Source organism: Nocardioides sp. GCM10027114, assembly GCF_042659625.1.
Lineage (GTDB): Bacteria > Actinomycetota > Actinomycetes > Propionibacteriales > Nocardioidaceae > Nocardioides.
In genome coordinates this window covers 41,578-63,331 of sequence record NZ_JBHSSS010000024.1, presented here as the reverse complement: position 1 = coordinate 63,331, position 21,754 = coordinate 41,578, and the positions used below count along the sequence as shown (strand labels likewise).

The window sequence follows — 21,754 nt, the reverse complement described above, 5'->3', positions numbered from 1 at the left end:
GCCGGTGACGTGCGCGGGGTCGCACTGGCGCGACCAGAGAAGGAGAGCCCGTGACCGCGCGAGACGTGGGCAAGAGCATCGGCATACGGGCCGCGGCCGACAGCGGTTCCCGGCTGCGGCTGCTCCAGGTGATCGCCCACGAGCTCGTGTCGCTGCGCAGCGCCGACGAGATGGCCGACGTGGTCGCGTCGACCGCCATGAGCCAGCCCGGTGTCGCGAGCGCCCGGGTCTTCCTGCGTGAGAGCGACCGGGTGCGGTCGGTCGCCTGGTACGGCGCGCCGGCTGTCACCCAGGCCTTCGAGGAGTTCCCGCTGGACGCAGACCTCCCGGCCGCGGAGTCCATCCGGACCGGAGTGCCCATCCACGCGGTCGCCTTCGCCGAGCTCTACGCGCGCTTCCCCGACTACGCGGCGGTGGCGCCGTACCCGTCCGACCAGAGCCTGCACCTCGTCCCGCTGCGCATCCAGGACAACGTGATCGGGTTGCTTTCTCTCGCGTTCGAGCCGGGAACGCTCGCCGACTCCGCGCAACGCGAGTTCGTGACCGCCATCGCGGACACCCTGGCTCAGGCCATCGAGCGGGACCGGGCCACCACGCTGGTCGAGACGCAGCGGCGCCGCGAGCTCGCGCTCGTCACGGCGCAGGCCGACGCCCTGGCCTCCGTGATCTCCGGGGAGCCGCTGGTCCGTGTTCTCGAGACCCTGCTCCGCGCGGTCGAGGAGGCCTCACCGCACGGCGTGCTGGCGTCGGTCCTGCTGCTCGACGAGGACGGTGCCCACCTGCGTCACGGCGCGGCGCCCAGCCTGCCGCCGGAGTACAACGCCGCGGTCGACGGGCTGCCGATCGGGCCGGTGGCGGGGTCGTGCGGGACGGCGGCGCACCGTCGCACGCGCGTCGTGGTCTCCGACATCGAGCGGGACCCCTTGTGGGCGCCGTTCCGCCAGCTCGCCCGCCAGGCGGGGGTGCGGGCCTGCTGGTCCACCCCCATCCTCGGCAGCGTCGGGGAGCTCCTCGGCACCTTCGCCTTCTACTACCGCACTCCGCACTCGCCCAGCGCGGCAGATCTCGCGATGGTCGACGTCCTGGCCGGGACCGTGGCGCTGCTCATCGACCGGAGCCGTGCCGACGCCCTCGGCCTGCGCCTGCAGAACGAGGCGGCGCGACGGCTCGGTCTCGAGCTCGCCGTGGACGCGGCCGGTGTCGGCACGTGGGACTGGGACCTGCGCACTGGCGCGCTTGTGTACGACGAGCAGCTGCTGGACATCTTCGGGATCGAGGACCGGGACCGGGCCATGACCATCGACGACTTCTTCGCGTCGGTGCACCCCGGCGACCGCGAGCGCGTGGGCGGGCTCCTCGACCGCGCGGTCGAGGAGGGGGTCGGCTACGAGGCGGAGTACCGCATCGTCCTCCCCGACGGCCGGCTGCGCTGGGTGGCCGCGCGGGGCCGGTGCGTCACCGACCGGACCGGCACGGCGGCGCGGATGCTCGGTGCCGCCCAGGACACGACCAGCGTGCGGGACGCGCAGGCGCAGGTCGCGCGGATCCTGGACTCGTTGTCCACCGGGTTCTTCTTCGTCGACACCGAGTGGCGGTTCAGGTTCGTCAACGGCGAGGCGGAGCGCATCGCCGGCCGGTCGCGCGCCGACCTGCTGGGTCGGTCCTTCTGGGACGAGTTCCCGGAGTCGGCGGGGAGCGAGTTCGAGCGCAACTACCGTCGCGCGATGGAGACGGGCGAACCCGTCGACTTCGAGGCGTACTACCCGGCGCCCTTCAACGCTTGGTACGAGGTCCGGGCCTGGCCGGGGCCGGACGGGCTGGCCGTCTACTTCCTCGACATCACCGAGCGCAAGGCCGCTCAGGAGGTGGCGGAGCGGGCCATCCGTCAGGCAGGTCTCCTCGCGAGGGTCGGGGAGGAGCTCGCCGGGACCATGGAGCGTCACGAGGCGATGCGCAGGCTCGCGCAGATCGTGGTGCCGGCGATCTGTGACTGGTGCGTCGTCAGCCTGATCGAGGACGATCGGAGCGCGGGGACGCGCAAGGGCCTCGGTGAGTCCCTCGGGTGGCACAGCGACCCCCGGTTGCGAGGGCTCACCCAGCAGTACGCCGAGAACCGCCTGGAGCACATGACCGACCACGCCGTCGTCCAGAGGGCGGTCGAGATCGCCGAGCCGCAGGTGCTCAACGGGACCGCGATGGCCACCGCCGAGAGCATGTACGAGGCGGGCTCCCGGCATCTGGCGCTGCTGCGCGAGCTCGACGTCGACTCCGCCGTCGTGCTGCCACTGGCCGGGCAGGAGCAGCCAGTCGGCATGCTCACCGTGGTGAACGGCTCAGCGCGCGGTGCGTTCGACGATGACGACCTGCGCGTGCTGCGCGAGATGGCGGCTCGGGCCGGCCTGGTCCTCGACCGGGCCCGGCTCTACCGCCAGCAACGGGCCGTGGCCGAGACGCTGCAGCGGTCGCTGCTGCGGGAGCCGCAGGCCCGAGCCGGGGTCAGCATGGCGGTGGCCTACGTCCCCGCGGCGGAGGTGGCCCAGGTCGGGGGCGACTGGTACGACGCCTTCAACCAGCCGGACGGCTCGACCACGCTCATCATCGGCGACGTGATGGGCCACGACCTGCTCGCGGCGGCGGCCATGGGCGAGACCCGGACGTTGCTGCGCAGCGTCGCCGCCCAGCACCACGGCGACCCGGCCCGCACCCTGGACGACACGGAGCGGGTGATGCGCCAGCTCGATCTGGACACCATCGCCACGGTCTTCGTCGGACACCTGCGCCCGACCGGTCCCGGGGCCTCGGGGCTGGCCCTGGCCTACGCCGTCGCCGGCCACCCGCCGCCGCTGGTGCTGCACACCGACGGCTGGGTCGAGCTGCTGGAGCCGGACCCGGTCGACCCGCTGCTCGGCATCGGCCACGAGGGTCGCGAGCGCCACGAGTGCGTGCTCGAGGACGGCGCCGTCCTGGTGCTCTACACCGACGGGCTCGTCGAGCGCCGCGACCAGGCGGCCGAGGACGGCATCGACCGGTTGCAGCAAACTCTCGGCGAGCTGCGCGGGTGTGACGCGGACACGGTCCGCGACGTGCTGCTCGAGAAGATGCTGCCGGAGCGCTCCGAGGACGACGTCGCCATGCTCGTCGTGAAGCTGGATCTCGCGGCCGGGGGCTGACCGCGTCGGGCTACGGGGCAGCAGGCTCCGACGACGGCGCCTGGTAGCGGTGGGCGAACCGTCTCGACGACTCCGGCGCCTCGCCGAGGTGGACGACCACCCGGCAGCCCGGGTCCCCGACCGCGATGCGTTCCTCGAGCACGACCGCCGAGCCCTCGGGGTGGTTGCGGGCGGCGATGCCGCCGAACACCGCGCTGGTCATCCGGCACAACGCCGGCGACTTGCGAACCGCGTTGCCGAACGGGCAGCGCTCGTTGCCCAGGACGATCCGGTCCTCGCTGACCTCGATCACGTAGAAGCGGCCGTCGATGGCGTGCTTCAGGCGCACGAAGCACTCGGCCATCTGCTCGGGGGAGAGCCGGTCCAGCACCTGGCGTGCGGCGCGGAACTCCGCCTCCATCTGGCCGCCGACGGCGATCCCGACCTCGGCCACGGTCTCCTCGCCCATCTCCGGCCCGCCGGCGTGCTCGACCGCTTGCGAGAGCTGCACCACCAGCGCCCGCAGGAACGACTCCTTGTCGAAGCCGCCGTTCGGCTGCGCCTCGTCGAGGGCCGGGAGCGCACCGGTGAGCGGGCGGGGCGGGTGGATGCTGCGCGAGGCGGCGCGGCGGACCGGGAGCCGGGCCTGGACCCGGCTGCCCCCGCCGTCCCGGACGGCGACCGCCAGCTCCTCGGCGAGGTGGCTGACCAGGAACAGACCGCGGCCGCCCTCGGACATCAGGTCGGGCAGGTCCTCGTCGTACGGCGCGCCGCCGGTGTCCGAGGGGTCGAGGTCGGAAGCCGCCACCGCGCGGCCGGTGAGGTCCGAGTCGAGGTCGAAGCCGGACCCGAGGTCGCGGATGACCACGTCGGGCTGCTCCTCGACCCAGGTCAGCTGGACCCACGCCGGACCGTCCGTGTGCCGCAGCGCGTTGACCACGAGCTCCTGGAAGACCAGCTCCGCGTCCCCGATGTCGCTGCCGGGGTCGGCGTGGCGGGTGAGGTAGTCGGTGACCTGGTGGCGCAGGGCAGTCACGGCCGCCGGGTCTTCCCGGGTGAGGTACCAGTCCACGCTGCCCCCAGCTGATCGGATGTGTAGGCGGTCCCATTGTCCACCCGGACGCTCGCGGTGGCCACGGTCCGGACCCTGGGCCGTGGGTGTACCCGTTTGAGCCGGGTTCAGCAGCTCTCGCGCCGCACCAGTCGCGTCGGCATCACCAGGCGCACCGGGGTCTCGGGTCCCTCACCATTGATCTGGCGCAGCAGCATCCGGGTCGCCTCCTCGGCCATCTCGGCCACGGGATTGCGCAGCGTGGTGAGCGGCGGCCTCGTGTGCTCGGCGCCGCCGACGTCGTCGAAGCCGACCACGGCGACGTCCTCCGGCACCCGCCTGCCGAGCTCGGCCAGCACTCGAAGCGCCCCCGCAGCCATCAGGTCGGAGGCGGCGAAGATGCCGTCGATGTCGGGGTGGTCGGCGAGCAGGCGACGGGCCGCCGCCTCGCCGCCCTCCTCGGTGAAGTCGCCGCTCGCGACCCGGCTCGCGTCGACGCCCGCGGTGGCCAGGGCCTGCTGCCAGCCGGCGAGACGGTCCGCCGCTGCGGTCATGTCGTCGGGGCCGCTGATGGTGGCCAGCACCCGGCGCCCGCGCTGGAGCAGCGCCTCCGCGGCCAGCCGGCCACCCTCGGCCTGGTCCACGTCCACCCACGACACCCGGTCGGCGTGGTCCCACGGCCGGCCGCCGAAGACGCAGGGGAGCCCGATGTCGGCCAGGTGGCCGGCCAGCCCGTCGTCGCGGTGGTGCGACGTGATGAGCGCGCCGTCGACCGGTCGGCCGCTGAGGTAGCGCAGGGTCTGCTTGGCGGCGGTGCCGCGACGCGCGAGCAGCAGGACCATCTGCAGGCCGTGCTCGTCGAGGACCCGGTGCACGCTGCGCAGGGTGAGCGAGAAGAACGGGTCGGAGAAGACCCGCTCGTCCGGCTCGGGGACGACGACCGCGACCGAGTCGGTGCGCCGGGTGACCAGCGACCGCGCGGCCGGGTTGGGCGAGTAGCCCAGCGACCGCACGGCGGCGGCCACGGCCGCCTGGGCCCGTGGGCTCACCCGGGTCCCACCGTTGATCGCGCGGGAGGCGGTGGCACGCGAGACCCCGGCCGCGCGCGCCACCTCCTCCAGCGTCGGCGCCGCCCCCGCGGGACGTCGATCGGTCTTGGTCATCGGTCTCACGCTACTCGCCGGAGAGGGTTCCGCTCGCTGCCACGCGGGCGTACCAGAGGGCGCTCGACTTCGGCGTGCGCTGGAACGTCTCGTAGTCGACGTGGACGACGCCGAAGCGCTTCTCGTAGCCGTACGCCCACTCGAAGTTGTCGAGCAGCGACCAGACGAAGTAGCCGCCGACGTCGACACCCTCGTCCATGGCCTCCTTGAGGGCCCGCAGGTGCGCGTCGACGTAGTCGATGCGGTCCTGGTCGCGCACCTCGCCGTCCTCGTCGACGGTGTCGTCGTAGGCGGCGCCGTTCTCCGTGATGTAGATCTGCGGGAGGGTCGGGTAGTCGTCCTTGAGGCGGACCAGCAGGTCGCGCAGCCCCCAGGGTTGCACCTCCCAGCCCATGGCGGTGGTGGGCAGGCCACGCCCCGGGAAGGTGATGTCGTCGGACACCGGGAACGGCGACCGGGTCGGCCGCTCGGGTACCGCCGCCGCCGGCGCGGGCTCGCCAGCGTCCGGCCGTCCCGACACGTGGGCGCCCGTGTAGTAGTTGATGCCGAGGACGTCGATCGGAGCCGCGATCGTCTCGAGGTCGCCCGGGTGCACGGCGTCCTGCCAGTCCAGGTGGGCGGTGTCCTCGAGCAGGTCCTTGGGGTAGGCGCCCCGCAGCAGCGGATCGAGGAAGACCCGGTTCTGGAAGCCGTCGATGCGGCGTGCGGCGTCGAGGTCGGCGGCGTCGTCCGGGTCGGCGGCCGAGACCGGGGACAGGTTCAGCGTGATCCCGGTGCGGGCGCCCGGCTGCCGGCGACGGATCTCCTCGGTCGCCAGCCCGTGCGCCAGCAGCAGGTGGTGCGCGGCGACCAGGCCGGCGGCCTCGTCCTGCCGGCCCGGGGCGTGCTGGCCGCCGGTGTAGCCGAGGAAGGCCGAGCACCACGGCTCGTTGAGCGTGGTCCACAGGTCGACCCGGTCGCTGAGGGCGTCGTGGACCGACACGGCGTACTCCGCGAACCGGTACGCCGTGTCGCGGTCGGTCCAGCCGCCCCGGTCCTCGAGCGCCTGCGGCAGGTCCCAGTGGTAGAGCGTGACCCACGGCATGATGTCGCGCTCCAGCAGCCGGTCGACCAGGCGGTCGTAGAACGCCAGGCCGGCCGCGTTGACCGGGCCGGCGTCCGGGCGCACCCGGGGCCAGGCGACGGAGAACCGGTAGGAGCCGAGGTTCAGCGAGGACATGAGCTCCACGTCCTCGTCGACCCGGTGGTAGTGGTCGCAGGCGCGCTCGCCGGTGTCGCCACCGATGACGGCGCCGGGGATGCGGCAGAACGCGTCCCAGATGCTGTCGGTGCGGCCGTCGGCGTCCGTGGCGCCCTCGATCTGGAACGCCGCGGTGGCGGCGCCCCAGACGAAGCCGGACGGGAAGGTGACCGGCTCCCGGGTCCCGGCAGCCAGGGCGGCCGCAGGGGAGAGGGGGGTCGTGGGGTCGGGGGTCATCCCTTGACAGCTCCTTGCATGATGCCGGCCACGAGGTGGCGGCCGGCGACGACGAAGAGGGCGAGCAGCGGGATGGTGGAGAGCACCGCCCCCGCGAGGACCAGGCTGAAGTCGACGTAGTAGCCGCTCTGCAGCTGCTGCAGGGCGATCTGCACGGTCGGGTTGCTGGCCGGCAGCACGATCAGCGGCCAGAAGAAGTCGGTCCAGGTGAACATGAAGGTGAACAGGCCGAGCACCGCGGCCGCCGGCCGCGCGGCCGGGACGGCCACGTGCCAGAAGGTCCGGATCATGGAGCAGCCGTCCACGCGGGCGGACTCGATCAGCTCGTAGGGCAGCGCGTCGACGAGGTACTGGCGCATGAAGAACACGCCGAACGCCGTCACGAGGCCCGGGACGATGACCGCCAGCAGGGACCCGGTCCAGCCGAGCTTGGACATCATGATGAACAGCGGGATGACGCCCAGCTGGGTCGGGACGGCGAGCGTCGCCACCACGAAGATCATCAGCGGGTCGCGCCCGCGGAACCGGAGCTTGGCGAACGCGAAGCCGGCCAGGGTGGAGAAGAAGACCACCGAGGCGGTCACCACCGACGACACGATCACGCTGTTGGCCAGCGCCTTCCAGAAGGCCACCGTCTCGAAAACGCGCGAGGCGTTCTCGAAGAAGTTGCCGCCGGGCACCAGCGGTGGCAGGCGCTGCGTCATGACCTCCGCGTCGTGCGAGCCGACGAGGAAGGACCAGTAGAGCGGGAACACCGAGCCGAGGACGAACGCGGCGAGGAGTCCGTAGGTCAGGAAGCCGGGGCGACGGGTCATCGGGCACCTCCACTGCTCGCGATGCGCCGGGTGAGCAGCAGGTTGATCACTGCGAAGCCGACGATGATGAGGAACAGCAGCCAGGCCACGGACGCGGCGGTGCCGAGGTCACGGACCCGCCAGCCGAGCTCCCAGAGGTACATCGTCACGGTCTGGTACTGCCGGTCGGAGCCGCCGAGGCCCTGGTTGTCGAAGAGCCGGGGCTCCGCGAAGATCTGCAGGCCGCCGATCGTCGAGGTGATGACGACGAAGATGATCGTGGGCCGCAGCATCGGCACGGTGATGTGCAGGAACTGGCGGAACTTCGAGGCGCCGTCGATGGCGGCGGCCTCGTACAGGTCGCGCGGGATCGCCTGCATCGCGGCGAGGAAGATCAGGGCGTTGTAGCCGGTCCACCGCCAGTTGACCATGGTCGCGATCGCCAGGTGGCTCGGCAGCGTGTCCACGTGCCAGGCGATGGGGTCGAGGCCGATGAGCTGGATGACCTCGTTGACGAGGCCGTAGCGGTCGCCGAAGAGGTTGCCGAAGATCAGCGACACGGCGACGGGGGCCACGACGAACGGGACCAGGATGCTCATCCGCCAGAACGTGCGGGCGCGGAGCTGCGAGTCGAGCAGGAACGCCAGCCAGATCGCGATCAGGATCTGCGGGACCGACGACAGCAGGAAGATGCTGAAGGTGTTGCGCAGGGCCCTCCAGAAGAAGCGGTCCTCGAGCACGGTGGCGAAGTTGCCGAAGCCGACGAACTCGCCCTGGCCGCCGAGCAGGTCCCAGTCGTGGACCGAGACGTACGCCGTGTAGAGCAGCGGGAAGACGCCCACCACGGCGAAGAGGATGAAGAACGGCGAGATGTAGAGGTAGGGCGAGAACTTGACGTCCCAGCGGGAGCGTCGTTCGGGGGAGAGGAAGCGGCCGTTACGCCGCCCCCGCCCCGGGGACCCCTGGTCGGGGCCCCCGGAGCGGGTGTCGTGCAGGACCGTGGCCATGAGGGATCAGCGGATCCGCTCGAGGTCGGCGAGGAAGGACTCCCACGCCTCGTCCGGCGACTCCTTGCCCTCGTCCACACGCTGGATGGCCTGCTGGAAGGCGGTGTTGACGTCGGCGTAGCGCGGGCCCTTGTGCTGGATGAACTCGACGGCCTCGGCGCGGTCGGCGAGGATCTCACCGGTCGGCGCGTTGTTGAAGAACTTGTTGGTCGTCTCGGTCAGCACCGGGTCGGACAGGGCGTCGACCTGGCTCGGGAAGGTGCCCTTCGACTGGAACGCCTTGATCTGCTGCTCCGGGGCGGTCAGCCACGCGGCGAGCTCCTTGGCCTCCTCCGGGTGGTCCGACTGGGTCGGGACGGTCAGGTACGAGCCGCCCCAGTTGCCGCCGCCGCCGGGGAAGACGTTGGCGATGTCCCAGCCCTTGACGCCGGCCGCGTTGCCCTCGATGACGCCGAGCATCCAGCCCGGGCAGGCCATCGTGGCGAAGCCGTCGTTCTGGAAGGCCGCGGTCCAGTCCTCGCTCCACTGGGTCAGGCCGGTGGACAGGCCCTCCTCGGACAGCGCGGTGACCGTGTCGAAGACCTCCTTGACCTCGGGGTTCTCCGCCGCGATCACGTTGTTCTCGGCGTCCTCGAAGGAGTACTCGATCTGCTGGACCATCGCCTGGGCGATGCCGCCCGACGCGTCGTACCAGGCGGTGTCCGGCACCTCCTTGACGAACTCCCGGCCGGTCTCGAAGTAGTCGTCCCAGGTGGTGAAGAGCTCGGCGACCTTCTCGCGGTCGCTCGGGAGGCCGGCCTTCTCGAACAGGTCGGCGCGGTAGCAGATGCCCTCGGGGCCGATGTCGGTGCCGTAGCCGATCAGCTTGCCGTCGGCGGTGGTCGCGGCCTCGGTCTTCCAGTCCAGCCAGCGGCCCTCGAGCTCCGGGTCGGAGAGGTCCACGAAGGCGTCGGACTGCTCGACCAGGGCGGCGAGCCAGTCGACCTCGACGGCCTCGATGTCGGAGAGGCCCGAGCCCGCGGCGAGCTTGGTGTACAGGTTGTCCTGGTGCTCGGGGGCGGTGCCGGCCTTGCGGTGCTCGATCTCGATGTTCGGGTTGAGCTCCTCGTACTCCTCGAAGAGCTCCTCGTAGCCGAACTCGTTGAAGGTGGCCACCGACAGCGTGATCTTGCCGTCGGAGTCGGCGGTCGAGTCGGAACCGCAGGAGGTGAGGGCGCCGGCCCCGAGGACGGCGAGGGCCGCGAGGGTCGCGGCGGACTTGCTGGGCAGGTGACGCACGGTCGCTCCAAGGGGTGAGTGAAACGGTGAGAGTCATGTGAGAGCGCTCTCACTCTGATGTCCTTGAGAGAGTGGCATGTGACGGTCACCACCGTCAATGGTGTGTCACCAATTTGTGAGAGCGCGTCCACAAAGCAGGCAGAGGCGGAGATGGTCGGGCGTGGTCGGGCACCCCGGGGCGCGCCTTCGTGCCCGCTACGGGAGTGGGCGGGCCCGCTACCCGGCCAGCGAGCCGCCGAAGATCTGCCAGGCCAGCGCGGACTTCGCGACGAGGCTCAGCACCAGGTACGCCCTCTCGCCGAAGGCGTAGCTGCGCCACGGGCCGACCTGGCGGTACTGCAGCCACTGGTTGAGGGCAAAGCTGAAGAACAGCACGAACAGCGAGAAGAAGATGCCGTAGACGAACCCCGGCACCGTCTCGGCCAGCAGGATGTTGTGGCCGACGGCCAGCCAGGGCGCGGCGCCGGCGACACAGCCGAACCAGAACGGCTTCATGGTCGTGGTCGCGCGACCGGGCGGGTTCGCCGACTCCTGCAGCCAGCCGAGGAGGATCATCGCGACGTTCGCCCCGGCGATGGCGATCACGGCCGTGATGCCGGTGACCCCTGCGTAGAACCCGATGAGCAGGACCATGATCGTGGCGCTCGCGGAGTACTCGACCCACCGGAACCGGTTGATCCCGGCCCGGAGGTCTGCCTCGTAGCGCCCGCGCCCGGCCGTCGCGGTCACCAGGTGGTCGAGCGCCGCCAGCCCCAGGAAGACGGCGATCGCCAGGCCGATCGGCACGTCGACCACGGACTCGGGGGCGGCCGGGTCGGTGCCCGGCGGACCGGTCGGAAGCGTCCGGGTCACCGTGATGGCGAAGTCGCTGGCCAGCACCAGGACCACGACGGCCTGAACGGCGTGGAGCACCGTCAGCCCCAGGTTCCAGGTGCGGAGCGACGAGAGGCTTCGGTCGTCGACTCCGGTCGCGGTCGGGGCGGCTGCGGGCTCGCTCATGACTCCATGGTGTCCCTCCGCAGGGGGTGGCGCACCCGTCCGCGCGGGGAGCGGCGTGTCGCGCGAGCGTGCGCCTCCCCGGGCGTCACGGCGCCGGGGCGAGCGCCAGCGTCCAGGCGATGCTCCGCCCCGAGATGTCGTCGGTGGTGGCAGTCTGCCCGCCGTGGCTGCCGGCCGCGACCGGAGCGTCGGAGTCGGCCGCCAGGGCGCCGATGCGTCCGCCGCCGTTGCCGACTGCCTGCTCGCGTTCCATGACGCCTCCCGGGGCCGTCCACGCGGTCGTCGTGGAGGACTTGTCCGTCCACACCTGCACCACCCAGGCGCCGTCGGGTGCGGTGACCACCGGGCTGCGGTGCTGGTCCGTCTGGCTGGCGGTGGCGCTGGCGATCGCAGCCACCGGGCCGGGGTCTGCGACGCCGGCGTAGGCGCCGAGGACCAGTGTGAACTTCCGGCGCGTCGCCAGCGGTGTCACGACGTCGGTGCCGGCGTCCGAGGCGGTGGCGCGGCGGGTCCACACGACACTGTCCATGCCCTGCATCGAGGCCTGGTCGAGACGGGTCCACCCCGGCGGGTCCGTGGCGTTGCCGTTCGCCTGGTAGCTGCCGACCAGCACCAGCAGGTCGCCCGCCTGGACCGCGGCCGGGATCGTCACCCGCGGGTTGACGTTGTTGCCTGCCTTCGACGCCGACGCCGAGAAGGCCAGGTCGTTGGTCGGGGGCGGTGGGGCGTCCGCGCCGGGACCGATGAAGATCGCCTCCCCGCGCCAGTCGAGGGTGTCGTCGACCGTGCTGGCCGGCCCGGTGGGGCCGCCGTCGAACGGCACTGCCTGGAGGTCGCCGGACGAGCCGTCGACGACGTACAGCGTCGTGCCGTCGAGGAACATGCCCTCGGTGTCGCTCCAGTCGAGGCCGCCGTCGGCGGTCTGCACCTCGGGGTGGACGATGCCGCTGTCGGCGTTGAACCAGCGCCAGTAGAGGGAGCTGCGGCCCTGGCGGGTGTAGTAGATCCGGTCGTCGGCGTAGAAGAGCCCGGTCAGCTCGTCGAGGTGCCGGTACAGGTCGGGGTGCCGCCCGCCGTAGGTGCTGCTGCCGGAACCGGTCGGGACGTCGTTCCACTCCGGGTCGGTGTAGGGGTCGAGCCGCTCCGCGGGGCCCGTCTGGGTCTCGGTGTAGGTGCGCCGGTACAGGTAGTTGTCGTCGGACGCGTAGAACAGCGTGTCGCCGAGCAGGAAGGCGTCGTTGACGTCGTCCCAGGCGATGCCGCGCGGGTCGCCGGCCACCGGTGTGCCGACGGTCGCGCCGTCGAAGGGCACCCGCGTCAGCGAGGTGGTCGACTGCGCCAGCTGCACCTCGCCCGGCAGCGTGGGCGCGGCCTCGCTGGCGGGCCCGAACCCGCTGAGGGGGAAGAACGCCAGCCGCGGCCGGAAGAACTCCTGGTTGCCGACCCACTCGGTGTCGCTGCCGACCCAGACGCCGTCCGGGGTCGCGTGGATCGCGAACGCCGCCTTGCCGCGCGGGTGGCGGCCGGGGTTCCAGCTGAGCGGCACGCCGGAGTCCGGGTCGAGCGCCGCGAGGCCCGCCCGGGGCACCGAGCCCGCGGCGTTCCAGTCGCGCCCGAAGGGGTTGTTCATCCAGCGCTGGTGGCCGCCGACGTAGACGGCGTTCTCGGTCGCCTCGATGCCCCACAGCGTGTCGCCGCCCGAGTAGGAGACCCACGTCGGCTGGATGTCCTGGCCGGTGTCGTCGACCGCGAACCGCGACACGGCGTCGCACAGGGTCCCCTGGTTGCCCCCGCCCGTCGTCGCGACCACGAAGTAGGAGTCGTCGGGGGACATCGAGATCCCGCGGACGTAGCTGTCGAAGGCCCACGAGAAGCATGCCGGCTCGAACCTGCGGGTGCGCCAGTCCGGGTCGACGACCACGTCGCCGGGGTCGCCGGCGGTGACGTCGAGCACCATCGCCTGGTCGCGCGGCAGCCCCTCGGCGTCGGTGAAGTTGCCGATCACCGCGATCCGGTCGCCGCTGGAGGTGGCCGCGAGGCCGCGGACGCCGACGCTCCCCTGAGCACCGGAGCCGTCGTAGTTGTGGTGGCCGCTGACGTCGATGTCCATGACCGGGTCGAGGGCGCCGGTGAGCGGGTCGAGCATGGCGAGCCCGCCGTGCGGCTGGCCGCCGGCCGTCGTGAAGTAGCCACCGACGACCAGCCGGCCGCCGGCCATGTCGATCGCGTTGACGCGACTGTTCATGGCGGGAGGGGAGAAGCCCGGCACGACCTGCCCGGTGCCGAGGTCCATGAGCGTGACGCGGCTCTGCTTCTGGCCGTCGACCCGGGTGAAGCGACCGGCGAGGTAGACGGTGTCGGGCAGCGGGCCGGGCATGACGTCCTCCACCGCGCCGTTGAGGTCGGGGTGGAAACCGGGGACGAGCTGGCCGGTGCTGGCGTCGAACGCCGCGACCCGGTCGGCGGCGACCGGGCTGCCGGCCGGTGGCGTGATCGAGCTGAAGGTGCCGCCGACCACCACGGTGTCGCCCACCTGGGTGATGGAGGTGACCTTGCCGTTGCCGAGACCGGGCGTCTGCCCCGGCACCTCGGTCGGCAGCGAGGTGTGGCCGGGCCCGTCTGCCACGCCCGCCCCCGGCATGCCGAGGACAGCGAGCACGAGGGCCACGACGGTGGACAGGACCGCTGCTCGTCTCACGGGATCTCTCCAGTGCTCTCCCGGGGTCCCCCTGGGGGGCGTCGGTGGGCCCGTCCCGGACCGGGTCACCCTCCACCTCTACCTGCCGTGGGCGGGTCCTGCCGAGGGGCCGGGCAAGGATCGCCCCCTCTGGGAGGGGTATTTCCCCAACTGTGGTTATCGGGCCTCCGGTGTTGTCCGGCCGGTCACGGGCCCGTCAGGGGATGGTCGGAAGCCGCCTGGTCCACCCCGTGGCGGTGTCGACCAGTGCGGCCCGGTCGGCCACGAGCGGAAGGGGCAGCGAGTCGGTCACGGCCCGCACCGCGGCACGGAGGACCGGCCCCTTGGCCCGGGTCGCGACTGACACGTGGGGCACCCACCGCCCCGGGAGGTAGTTGCGGTGCAGGTCGGCCCCCGTCGCGGCCAGGGCGCGCACCACCGCGTCCTGCCGGGCGGCCACGTCGGCGTCCACCGCGACGGCGAGAGACACCCGGCCGCGCGGGAACAGCACGGTGCCGTGGCAGCCGAGCGTGACCGGGCCGTGGTCCGGCAGCGCCCCGAGCGCGCCCTCGACGCCGGGCAGGTCCCACTCGCGCAGCACGGCGTAGGAGAGGTGCGGGTGGTGCTGCCGGTGGGTGTGGGAGGCCAGCGTCGGGACGCCGAGCCGCTCCAGCCGTGCCCACAGCTCCCGGACGAGCAGCTCGGACCGGGTGTCGAAGAGCAGGCAGACCGCGAGCGCCACGGCCCCAGCCTCGCCGCCGACGGCACCCTCGTCGAGCCCCCCGCGGCTCGGACGGCGTCCCGCGGACGTGCGTCGGGGCGCCTGGTGGGGGAGGCTTGTCCGCTGTGGAGTGCGACTACTACGACGCCGGCGCCTGCCGGTCGTGCGCGTGGCTCCCGACGGCGTACGACGCCCAGCTGGAGGCCAAGCAGGCGTACGCCGCCGACCTGCTCGCGCCCTGGCCCGATCTCGCGTGGCTGCCGCCGGTGAGGAGCGCGGAGGCCGGCTTCCGCAACAAGGCGAAGATGGTGGTCGGCGGGACGGTGGAGCGACCGACGCTCGGGATCCTCGACGGCGACGGGCGCGGCACCGACCTGCGCGAGTGCGGCCTCCACGAGCCGGTGCTGGCGGCCGCGCTGCCGGTGCTCGCCGACTTCGTGACGCTGGCGGGGCTCACGCCGTACGACGTGCCGGCGCGCGCGGGCGAGCTGAAGCACGTGATCGCGACCGTGTCGCCCGACGGCGAGCTGATGGTCCGCTTCGTGCTGCGCTCCACGGAGGCCCTGCCCCGGGTGCGCAAGCACCTGCCGGCGCTCGCGGAGCGGCTGCCGGGGCTGCGGGTCGCGTCGGTCAACCTCCAGCCGCAGCACGCCGCGCTGCTGGAGGGCCCCGAGGAGGTGGCGCTGCTGGGGGAGACGCTGCCCGTGCGCCTCGACGGCGTCACCCTGCACCTCGGGCCGCAGGGCTTCTTCCAGACCAACACCGACGTGGCCGCTGCCCTCTACCGGCAGGCCGCGGCGTGGGCGGCCGAGGCGCGGCCGGGCAGCGTGTGGGACCTCTACTGCGGCGTCGGCGGCTTCGCGCTGCACCTGGCCGGGGACGGGCGGCGGGTGCACGGCGTCGAGGTCAGCGCGGACGCGGTGGCGGCCGCCCGCCGCAGCGCCGCGGAGGCGGGGCTCGCCGACGTCTCGTTCGAGGCCGGGGACGCCACCGCCTGGGCGGGTGCACAGCAGGAGCACCCCGACCTGGTCGTCGTGAACCCGCCGCGGCGGGGGATAGGCGCCGACCTCGCCGCGGTCCTCGAGCGGGGGAGCGCGGCCGGCCTCCTCTACTCGAGCTGCAACCCGGTCACCCTGGCGCGCGACCTCGCCGCGATGCCGTCGCTGTGGCCGGTGCGTGCGCGCGTGTTCGACATGTTCCCGCACACCGCGCACCAGGAGGTCCTGGTGCTCTGCGAGCGCCGCTGACCGGCGGACGCGGCCGCGTCAGGTCCGGGCGTCGGGACCGAAGCTGGGCGCCCAGGGCGCGCCCTCGGTGCCGATCATGGCGATCGCCACCTCGACGAGGTGGGCGAGCTCCAGCAGCCCTTCGAGTGCGTAGTCGGGGGGCGTCCCGTGGGTCTTCCAGTAGGCGCCGATCGCGGCCGTGGCCGGGTCTCCGACGGGCACCATCACCAGGCTGCGCACGAAGGTCGGGCGGTAGGCCTCGATGGGGATCCGCTCGTCGATCTCGATGTCGGCGACGACCGCGGGGACTCCACGGCTCATCGCCCAGCCGCTGATGCAGTCGCTCATCGGGAAGCGCTGCCCCTTCCACAGCGGTGCGATGGCGTCCTCGTCGGCGTAGTAGCAGCGTTCGCCCTCGCGGAGGACGAACGTCGCCCCGTCGGCACCGGCGACCCTGCGTGCCATGGAGCGGACCACCTCCCCGATGGTCGTGATGTCGCCGGCGGCGCCGATCGCGCGCGCGTCCGTCGGCGTCGGGCGGTGCTCCATGTGGTGATCCATGTGGTGGTCCATGGTCCGGCTCCCCCTCGTGCGGCCGTCGCCAGCGTAGGGCCGGGGGAGGGGGGCGTCACTGCATGCCGTGGAGATTTCACCTTGCCGACCCGACCGGACCGGAGTCGAACAGGTGTTCGATGATGCGGCATCATGGGAGACGTGGCGGGAGGCATGAACAAGCGAGGCGTCTACGGCTCCATGGCCGAGCGGGTGGCGCGCTCGCGCCCCGGACCGGAGCAGGTTCCCGAGCCGGCTGCCGCCACCGCGCCGGCCGGGGAGGCCCCTCTGAAGCACTGCTGGGTGGTCGACGGCGCCGACCGCCTGCCGGCGCTGCTGCTCGAGTGGCGCCGGGTCGAGGGGGAGTGGCGGGGACGCGTCGTGCGCCCGGTGCGTGACGGCGCCGGCTGGGTCGTCGTCGAGGAGTGGCTGCCGGCGGCCCTGCTCAGCGCTGCAGGCTGAACCGGCGGCGCTCAGCCGCGGCCGAGCAGCCGCTGCAGCCAGCCGCCCTCGGCGGCATGCCCGGGGCAGCGGTCGGCCCGGGGCACGCCGGCCAGCACCTGGTCGACGTGCTGGCCGCAGCCGGCCCACGTGGTCTTGCCGCACTTCTTGCAGGTCACTGCTCGGCACATGGTGGTCCTCCCGGGAGGTCAGGCGTCGGGGCCGACCAGGTGGAGCCCCACCTTCTCGGCGTTCTCGAAGCTGTCGTCGACCGCGACGAGGGGGCGCCCGGTCGTGGCGACGAACGACGCCGCCACCGAGGCGCGGTAGCCGCTGGCGCAGTGGACCCACACCTCGCCGTCCGGCAGCTCGTCGAGCCGGCGGGGCAGCTCGTGGATGGGGATGTTGACCGCGCCCTCGATGCGCGCGGCCCCGTGCTCCTCCTCGCGGCGCACGTCGAGGATCACCACCGGCCGGTGCCGGCGCACCTGCTCGAGGTCGGCGAAGGTGCCGGTCGGGAACGACCCGAGCTCGCCGTCCGTCCAGTCCTCCGGCGACCCGGTCGCGTGGGCCGCCGGCCGGTCGATGCCGATGCGGACCAGCTCGCGCTGCGCCTCCGCGACGTCCTCGGTGGTCTCGCCCAATAGCGTGACCGGGGTGCCCCAGGTGATGAGCCAGCCGAGGTAGGTGGCGAAGCCGCCGTCGAGGCCGAAGTTCAGCGAGCCGGGTGCGTGCCCGGCGGCGAAGGCGGTGCGGTTGCGCAGGTCGACGACCCACTCGCCGGCCTCGATGCGGCGGCGCAGCTCGGCCGGGTCGGCCTCGCTCGGCGGCGACAGGTCGGGCTCGGAGGGGCCCTCGGCGTTCCGGGGGGCCATGTGCGCGTAGTAGGCGGGGTAGGCGCCGAGGCCGTCCAGCAGCTCGCGGACGTAGGTCTCCTCGTCCTGCGTCAGCGCGGGATTCGAACGCTTCTCCTCGCCCATCGTCGACGCGGTCGCGTCGGACTGCGACGAGGAGCAGAACGAGCCGAAGCCGTGCGTCGGGAAGACCTCGGTGTCGTCGGGCACCAGCTCGGCCAGGCGGTGCGCCGAGGCGTGCTGGTGGCGCGCGAGCGTGTCGGTGTGCTCGGGACCGAGGAGGTCGGGCCGACCGGTGGAGCCGAAGAGCAGCGACCCGCCGGTGAAGGCGCCGACCTGCACGCCGGAGCCGTCGGCCAGCAGGTAGGACAGGTGGGTGAAGGTGTGGCCAGGGGTCGCGACGGCCGTGACCCGCATGCTGCCGACGTCGATCGCCTCGCCGTCCTTGACGGGCGTGCGCTCGAAGGACACGTCGTCGTCGGCGTTGACGAGGTACGCCGCGCCGGTACGGCGGGAGAGGGCCAGTCCGCCGGTCAGGTAGTCGTTGTGCACGTGCGTCTCGAGCACGTGGGTGAGGCGGATGCCGGCGTCCTCGAGCACCGAGAGCACCCGGTCGATGTCCCGCTGCGGGTCGACGACGAGGGCCACCTCGCCGTCGTGGACGACGTACGTCCGGTCGCCGAGGGTCGGCGTCTCGATCGGGACGACGGTGATGCCGCGTACCCGGCGGACCTCGTCCCCGGCCTCGTCGGTGCTGTGGGTGCTGCTCACCGCATGCCCTCCTCCACGGGTCGTCCCGAACTCGCCCAGGCCTTCGTCCCACCGGCCACCGACGTCGCGTCGAAGCCCGACGCGCGCAGCAGGTCGGTCATGGCGAGGGAGCGGTTGCCCGATGCGCAGATCACGTAGACGGGTGTTCCCCGGTCGAGCTCGTCCATGCGTGCGGCGAGCTGGCCCATCGGCATCAGCCGCGCGCCGGGGACATGGCCGGCGACGTACTCGCCGGGCTCGCGGACGTCCACGACCGTCGCGCCGTCGCGGGACGCGGCGAAGGCCTCGATGTCGATCTCCGGAGTGGGCTGAGTCATCGCTGGAGACATCCTCTCGCGTGGGGGAATACCCTCTGGGGTATCAGGCGTTGGGACGATAACACCCCCAGGGGTACCGTCCAACACGTCCGGTCGAGACCCGACCCGCAAGGAGATCCCATGGCCACCGTCAACCTCACCGCCGCGGACTTCGAGAGCGCCGTCACCGGGAACGAGATCGTCCTGGTCGACTTCTGGGCCTCGTGGTGCGGGCCTTGCCGGATGTTCGCGCCGATCTACGAGGCCGCGTCCGCCGAGCACCCCGACATCGTCTTCGGCAAGGTCGACACCGAGGCCGAGCAGCAGCTCGCCGCCGCTGCGCAGATCACGTCGATCCCCACCCTGATGGCGTTCAAGGACGGCTCGCTGGTGTTCGCCCAGCCGGGCGCCCTGCCGGCCCCGGCCCTCGAGCAGGTCATCACCGCCGTGCGCGAGCTGGACATCGAGAAGGCCCGCGCCGAGGCCGCCGAGCGCGGCGACGCCTGAGCGACCCGAGCCGGAACGAGGAGGAGACCGATGGAGCTGGACCCCGACACCATGGCGCCGGTGATCAACCGGATCAAGCGCGCCCAGGGGCAGCTGGCGGGCGTGCTGCGCATGCTGGAGGAGGGGCGCGAGTGCGAGGACGTGGTCACGCAGCTCGCCGCGGTCTCCCGCGCGCTCGACCGCGCCGGTTTCGCGATCGTCGCCAGCGGCCTGCAGCAGTGCCTGGCCTCGGGCGACGGCGTCGAGAGCGTCGACGTCAAGAAGATGGAGAAGCTCTTCCTGTCCCTCGCCTGACCTGTGGCGACCGCGTGACTCGACCCGGTCTGGGAGGTCGGGCCACGACGCGCGCAGCGGCGCGGTACCATCGTGGTGAAGCCTCCGGACGCCGCTACGACGGGCGTCCACGACCGGAGGATCACAGGCCGCCGAGAGGCGGTGCGAGCGCTCCACGCCGAGACCGGCCATGCCCGCCATGCCCGCCATGACGGTCCGTCGTCTGCAGCAGCGTGGAGCCGGCTCACAAGGCCGGGACCGACGGTCCCGGCACTGACGTTGCCCGTCCCGGTGGGCGCGGTCGTCCCGCCAGGGGCGTCGCGTGGACGCCGGGACCCTGGAGGAGGACTTCTTGGCACGAGGAGGCCAGCGCCAGTCCGGCGCCCGCCGTCCCGCCGCGCGCCAGCAGCGCCGCGGCCGCACCCGCCCGCTCGACAACGAGGGGATCATCCCGGTTCTCGCGAAGGCCGTCCGGGAGGTCGAGGGCGCCGTCTCGCGCGGCCAGGCCATCTCGGTGCGCACCAAGTTCCAGGTCATCGCCCTGCTCGCGCGTGAGGAGCGGACCCGCGTCAAGACGGACGACTCGATGACGTCGCAGGCGCGCGAGGGCCACCTCAAGCGGCTCGACGGGATCGCGACGATCCTCGCCCAGACCGCGGCGCGCGCGCCGTCCCTCTTCGAGCTGCTCGGCGAGGACGCGGAGGTCACCGACGCCGCCCGCGACCTGCGGAGGCAGATGCTCGAGAAGGCCGGCGTCGAGGTCGAGGAGGAGGAGCCCGAGCCCGAGCAGCCCGAGCCCGACCTCGCCTCCACCCAGCGCCGGGTCGTGCCGCAGTCGGTCCTCGCCCGGCAGCTGGCCAACCCCTTCCTGACCCCCGACTTCTCCGCGGCGCGCCGGACGACCGCACAGCCGCGCCGGCTCGCCGGCTGGGAGCTGCTCGGCCCGCTCTTCCGTTCGTTCGAGCTCGGTGGGAGCGGGGCGGTGTCCTGCATGGACCTGCCGGCCCCGGACCTGCTGTCGCGCGAGGTGCACGGCATCGACGGCCTCGAGCTGATGCCGCACCAGGCGCGGCTGGTCGCGGCCGCGGCAGCCGGTCACCGGACCTTCCTGCTGGCCGACGAGCCGGGCCTCGGGAAGACCGCGCAGGCGCTGCTCGCCGCCCAGGCAGCGGACGCGTTCCCGCTGCTGGTGGTCGTGCCCAACGTCGTCAAGATGAACTGGGCGCGTGAGGCCGGGCTGTGGATCCCGGGCCGCACGGCGACCGTGATCCACGGCGACGGCCACGACATCGACGGGTTCGCCGACGTCGTCGTCGTCAACTACGAGGTCCTCGACCGCCACGTCGGCTGGATCGGGAACCACGGCTTCCGCGGCATGGTCGTGGACGAGGCCCACTTCATCAAGAACAAGACCTCGCAGCGCTCGCAGCACGTGCTCCAGCTCTCGGAGCGGATCCGCTCGCGGATCGGCCGACCGCTGCTGATGGCGCTGACGGGCACCCCGCTCATCAACGACATCGAGGACTTCCAGGCGATCTGGGAGTTCCTGGGCTGGATCGACGCGAAGAAGCCGCTAGCTGAGCTCATGGAGACGCTCGAGGAGACCGGACTGACGCCGCAGGACCCGGGGTTCTACCCCGCGGCCCGCCGCTGCGTCGTGGACCTCGGTATCGTGCGCCGGCGCAAGGTCGACGTGGCCGCCGACATCCCGGCCCGCCGGGTCGCGGACCTGCCGGTCGAGCTCGACGACGAGGCCGGCCGCTCCATCCGGGAGGCCGAGCAGGAGCTGGCCCGTCGCCTGGTCGCGCGCTACGAGAGCGCGCTCGCCACGCGCAAGTCGGGTGCCGTCGTGGACGGCATCGACCACGAGCTGGTGCGCCGGGTCGCGACGTGGGAGCGCGAGGACACCTCGACCCCGACCGGCGAGAACGTCTTCACGATGATGCGGCGCATCGGCCAGGCCAAGGCGGGCCTGGCAGCGGACTACGCCGCCCAGCTGGCCCGCAGCGTCGGCAAGGTGGTCTTCTTCGCCAAGCACGTCGACGTGATGGACGCGGCCGAGGAGACCTTCGCGCGCCGCGGGCTGCGCTACTCCTCGATCCGAGGCGACCAGACCACCGCGTCGCGGCAGAAGAACATCGACGCCTTCGTCAACGACCCCGACGTCGCCGTCGTCGTGTGCTCGCTCACCGCCGCCGGGGTCGGGCTCAACCTGCAGGTCGCCTCCAACATGGTGCTGGCCGAGCTGTCGTGGACCGACGCCGAGCAGACCCAGGCGATCGACCGGGTGCACCGGATCGGGCAGTCCGAGCCGGTCACCGCCTGGCGCGTGATCGCGGCGCAGACGATCGACACCCGGATCGCCGAGCTGATCGACAGCAAGGCCGGGCTCGCGGCCCGCGCGCTGGACGGCTCCGACGATGAGGTCGGGTCCTCCGCCGACGTGCAGCTCGAGGCCCTGGTCTCGCTGCTCACCGAGGCCCTGGAGGAGCGCCGGGCCGCCTGACCGGGCGAACTG

At 72.6% G+C, this 21,754-nt stretch carries 19 protein-coding genes; 6 read left to right on the top strand and 13 right to left on the bottom strand.

Annotation, left to right across the window (positions count from 1 at the left end):
- The first annotated feature begins 50 nt into the window (after window positions 1-50).
- Window positions 51-3,170 (top strand): GAF domain-containing protein, encoded by a 3,120-nt coding sequence (locus ACFP2E_RS12605; RefSeq protein ID WP_378523506.1) that lies wholly within the window; start codon window positions 51-53, stop codon window positions 3,168-3,170.
- Between the two features lie 10 nt (window positions 3,171-3,180).
- Here the strand turns inward: ACFP2E_RS12605 and ACFP2E_RS12600 are convergent, their stop codons facing one another.
- From ACFP2E_RS12600 to ACFP2E_RS12560, 9 genes are all read right to left on the bottom strand, one after another.
- A complete protein-coding gene (locus ACFP2E_RS12600; protein WP_378523505.1) occupies window positions 3,181-4,221 on the bottom strand; it encodes an ATP-binding protein in 1,041 nt (346 codons plus the stop codon).
- 107 nt (window positions 4,222-4,328) lie between these two features.
- Window positions 4,329-5,363 (bottom strand): LacI family DNA-binding transcriptional regulator, encoded by a 1,035-nt coding sequence (locus ACFP2E_RS12595; RefSeq protein WP_378523504.1) that lies wholly within the window; start codon window positions 5,361-5,363, stop codon window positions 4,329-4,331.
- Window positions 5,364-5,373: 10 nt separating this feature from the next.
- A complete protein-coding gene (locus tag ACFP2E_RS12590; RefSeq protein ID WP_378523503.1) occupies window positions 5,374-6,840 on the bottom strand; it encodes a GH1 family beta-glucosidase in 1,467 nt (488 codons plus the stop codon).
- Window positions 6,837-7,655: a carbohydrate ABC transporter permease gene (locus ACFP2E_RS12585; protein WP_378523502.1), complete on the bottom strand. Its 819-nt coding sequence runs from the start codon at window positions 7,653-7,655 to the stop codon at window positions 6,837-6,839. Before ACFP2E_RS12585 ends, ACFP2E_RS12590 begins: the two co-directional genes overlap by 4 nt.
- On the bottom strand, window positions 7,652-8,641 hold the full coding sequence (locus ACFP2E_RS12580) for a carbohydrate ABC transporter permease (protein WP_378523501.1): 990 nt from the start codon (window positions 8,639-8,641) through the stop codon (window positions 7,652-7,654). The genes ACFP2E_RS12585 and ACFP2E_RS12580 overlap by 4 nt, the downstream gene beginning before the upstream one ends.
- A gap of 6 nt (window positions 8,642-8,647) precedes the next feature.
- Window positions 8,648-9,919, bottom strand: coding sequence for an extracellular solute-binding protein (locus tag ACFP2E_RS12575; protein WP_378523500.1), 1,272 nt, complete (start codon window positions 9,917-9,919; stop codon window positions 8,648-8,650).
- Between the two features lie 216 nt (window positions 9,920-10,135).
- On the bottom strand, window positions 10,136-10,918 hold the full coding sequence (gene heR, locus ACFP2E_RS12570; RefSeq protein ID WP_378523499.1) for a heliorhodopsin HeR: 783 nt from the start codon (window positions 10,916-10,918) through the stop codon (window positions 10,136-10,138).
- 85 nt (window positions 10,919-11,003) lie between these two features.
- Window positions 11,004-13,616, bottom strand: a complete 2,613-nt coding sequence (locus tag ACFP2E_RS12565; protein ID WP_378523498.1) for a hypothetical protein — start codon at window positions 13,614-13,616, stop codon at window positions 11,004-11,006.
- Window positions 13,617-13,812: 196 nt separating this feature from the next.
- Window positions 13,813-14,337 (bottom strand): 2'-5' RNA ligase family protein, encoded by a 525-nt coding sequence (locus ACFP2E_RS12560; protein ID WP_378523497.1) that lies wholly within the window; start codon window positions 14,335-14,337, stop codon window positions 13,813-13,815.
- Between the two features lie 104 nt (window positions 14,338-14,441).
- On the opposite strand from ACFP2E_RS12560, the gene rlmC reads away from it, so the two are divergent.
- The gene (gene rlmC, locus ACFP2E_RS12555) at window positions 14,442-15,563 is read left to right on the top strand and encodes a 23S rRNA (uracil(747)-C(5))-methyltransferase RlmC (protein ID WP_378523641.1); all 1,122 of its coding nucleotides are present in this window, start codon (window positions 14,442-14,444) and stop codon (window positions 15,561-15,563) included.
- A gap of 18 nt (window positions 15,564-15,581) precedes the next feature.
- Here the strand turns inward: rlmC and ACFP2E_RS12550 are convergent, their stop codons facing one another.
- Window positions 15,582-16,091: a GAF domain-containing protein gene (locus ACFP2E_RS12550; protein WP_378523496.1), complete on the bottom strand. Its 510-nt coding sequence runs from the start codon at window positions 16,089-16,091 to the stop codon at window positions 15,582-15,584.
- Window positions 16,092-16,256: 165 nt separating this feature from the next.
- On the opposite strand from ACFP2E_RS12550, the gene ACFP2E_RS12545 reads away from it, so the two are divergent.
- Entirely contained in the window at window positions 16,257-16,556 is a 300-nt protein-coding gene (locus ACFP2E_RS12545) for a hypothetical protein (protein ID WP_378523495.1), read from the top strand.
- A gap of 11 nt (window positions 16,557-16,567) precedes the next feature.
- Here the strand turns inward: ACFP2E_RS12545 and ACFP2E_RS12540 are convergent, their stop codons facing one another.
- The 3 genes from ACFP2E_RS12540 to ACFP2E_RS12530 are packed head-to-tail and all read right to left on the bottom strand — an operon-like array spanning window position 16,568 to window position 18,477.
- The gene (locus tag ACFP2E_RS12540) at window positions 16,568-16,726 is read right to left on the bottom strand and encodes a hypothetical protein (RefSeq protein WP_378523494.1); all 159 of its coding nucleotides are present in this window, start codon (window positions 16,724-16,726) and stop codon (window positions 16,568-16,570) included.
- A gap of 18 nt (window positions 16,727-16,744) precedes the next feature.
- Entirely contained in the window at window positions 16,745-18,160 is a 1,416-nt protein-coding gene (locus tag ACFP2E_RS12535) for a rhodanese-like domain-containing protein (RefSeq protein ID WP_378523493.1), read from the bottom strand.
- Window positions 18,157-18,477: a rhodanese-like domain-containing protein gene (locus ACFP2E_RS12530; RefSeq protein ID WP_378523492.1), complete on the bottom strand. Its 321-nt coding sequence runs from the start codon at window positions 18,475-18,477 to the stop codon at window positions 18,157-18,159. Before ACFP2E_RS12530 ends, ACFP2E_RS12535 begins: the two co-directional genes overlap by 4 nt.
- A gap of 120 nt (window positions 18,478-18,597) precedes the next feature.
- Here ACFP2E_RS12530 and trxA point away from each other — a divergent pair, with 120 nt between their 5' ends.
- The 3 genes from trxA (at window position 18,598) to ACFP2E_RS12515 (ending at window position 21,742) form a co-directional block, all read left to right on the top strand.
- On the top strand, window positions 18,598-18,963 hold the full coding sequence (gene trxA / locus ACFP2E_RS12525) for a thioredoxin (RefSeq protein WP_378523491.1): 366 nt from the start codon (window positions 18,598-18,600) through the stop codon (window positions 18,961-18,963).
- Window positions 18,964-18,993: 30 nt separating this feature from the next.
- On the top strand, window positions 18,994-19,257 hold the full coding sequence (locus tag ACFP2E_RS12520; protein ID WP_378523490.1) for a metal-sensitive transcriptional regulator: 264 nt from the start codon (window positions 18,994-18,996) through the stop codon (window positions 19,255-19,257).
- A gap of 301 nt (window positions 19,258-19,558) precedes the next feature.
- A complete protein-coding gene (locus ACFP2E_RS12515) occupies window positions 19,559-21,742 on the top strand; it encodes a DEAD/DEAH box helicase (RefSeq protein WP_378523489.1) in 2,184 nt (727 codons plus the stop codon).
- Window positions 21,743-21,754: the final 12 nt, after the last annotated feature.

Excerpts from the sequence above, each read along its gene's own strand:
- ACFP2E_RS12520 (WP_378523490.1), top strand. The coding sequence starts at position 18,994 with ATGGAGCTGGACCCCGACACCATGGCGCCGGTGATCAACCGGATCAAG.
- ACFP2E_RS12530 (WP_378523492.1), bottom strand. The coding sequence starts at position 18,477 with ATGACTCAGCCCACTCCGGAGATCGACATCGAGGCCTTCGCCGCGTCC.
- trxA (WP_378523491.1), top strand. The coding sequence starts at position 18,598 with ATGGCCACCGTCAACCTCACCGCCGCGGACTTCGAGAGCGCCGTCACC.
- ACFP2E_RS12590 (WP_378523503.1), bottom strand. The coding sequence starts at position 6,840 with ATGACCCCCGACCCCACGACCCCCCTCTCCCCTGCGGCCGCCCTGGCT.
- heR (WP_378523499.1), bottom strand. The coding sequence starts at position 10,918 with ATGAGCGAGCCCGCAGCCGCCCCGACCGCGACCGGAGTCGACGACCGA.
- ACFP2E_RS12595 (WP_378523504.1), bottom strand. The coding sequence starts at position 5,363 with ATGACCAAGACCGATCGACGTCCCGCGGGGGCGGCGCCGACGCTGGAG.
- ACFP2E_RS12540 (WP_378523494.1), bottom strand. The coding sequence starts at position 16,726 with ATGTGCCGAGCAGTGACCTGCAAGAAGTGCGGCAAGACCACGTGGGCC.
- ACFP2E_RS12580 (WP_378523501.1), bottom strand. The coding sequence starts at position 8,641 with ATGGCCACGGTCCTGCACGACACCCGCTCCGGGGGCCCCGACCAGGGG.
- ACFP2E_RS12550 (WP_378523496.1), bottom strand. The coding sequence starts at position 16,091 with ATGGAGCACCGCCCGACGCCGACGGACGCGCGCGCGATCGGCGCCGCC.
- ACFP2E_RS12585 (WP_378523502.1), bottom strand. The coding sequence starts at position 7,655 with ATGACCCGTCGCCCCGGCTTCCTGACCTACGGACTCCTCGCCGCGTTC.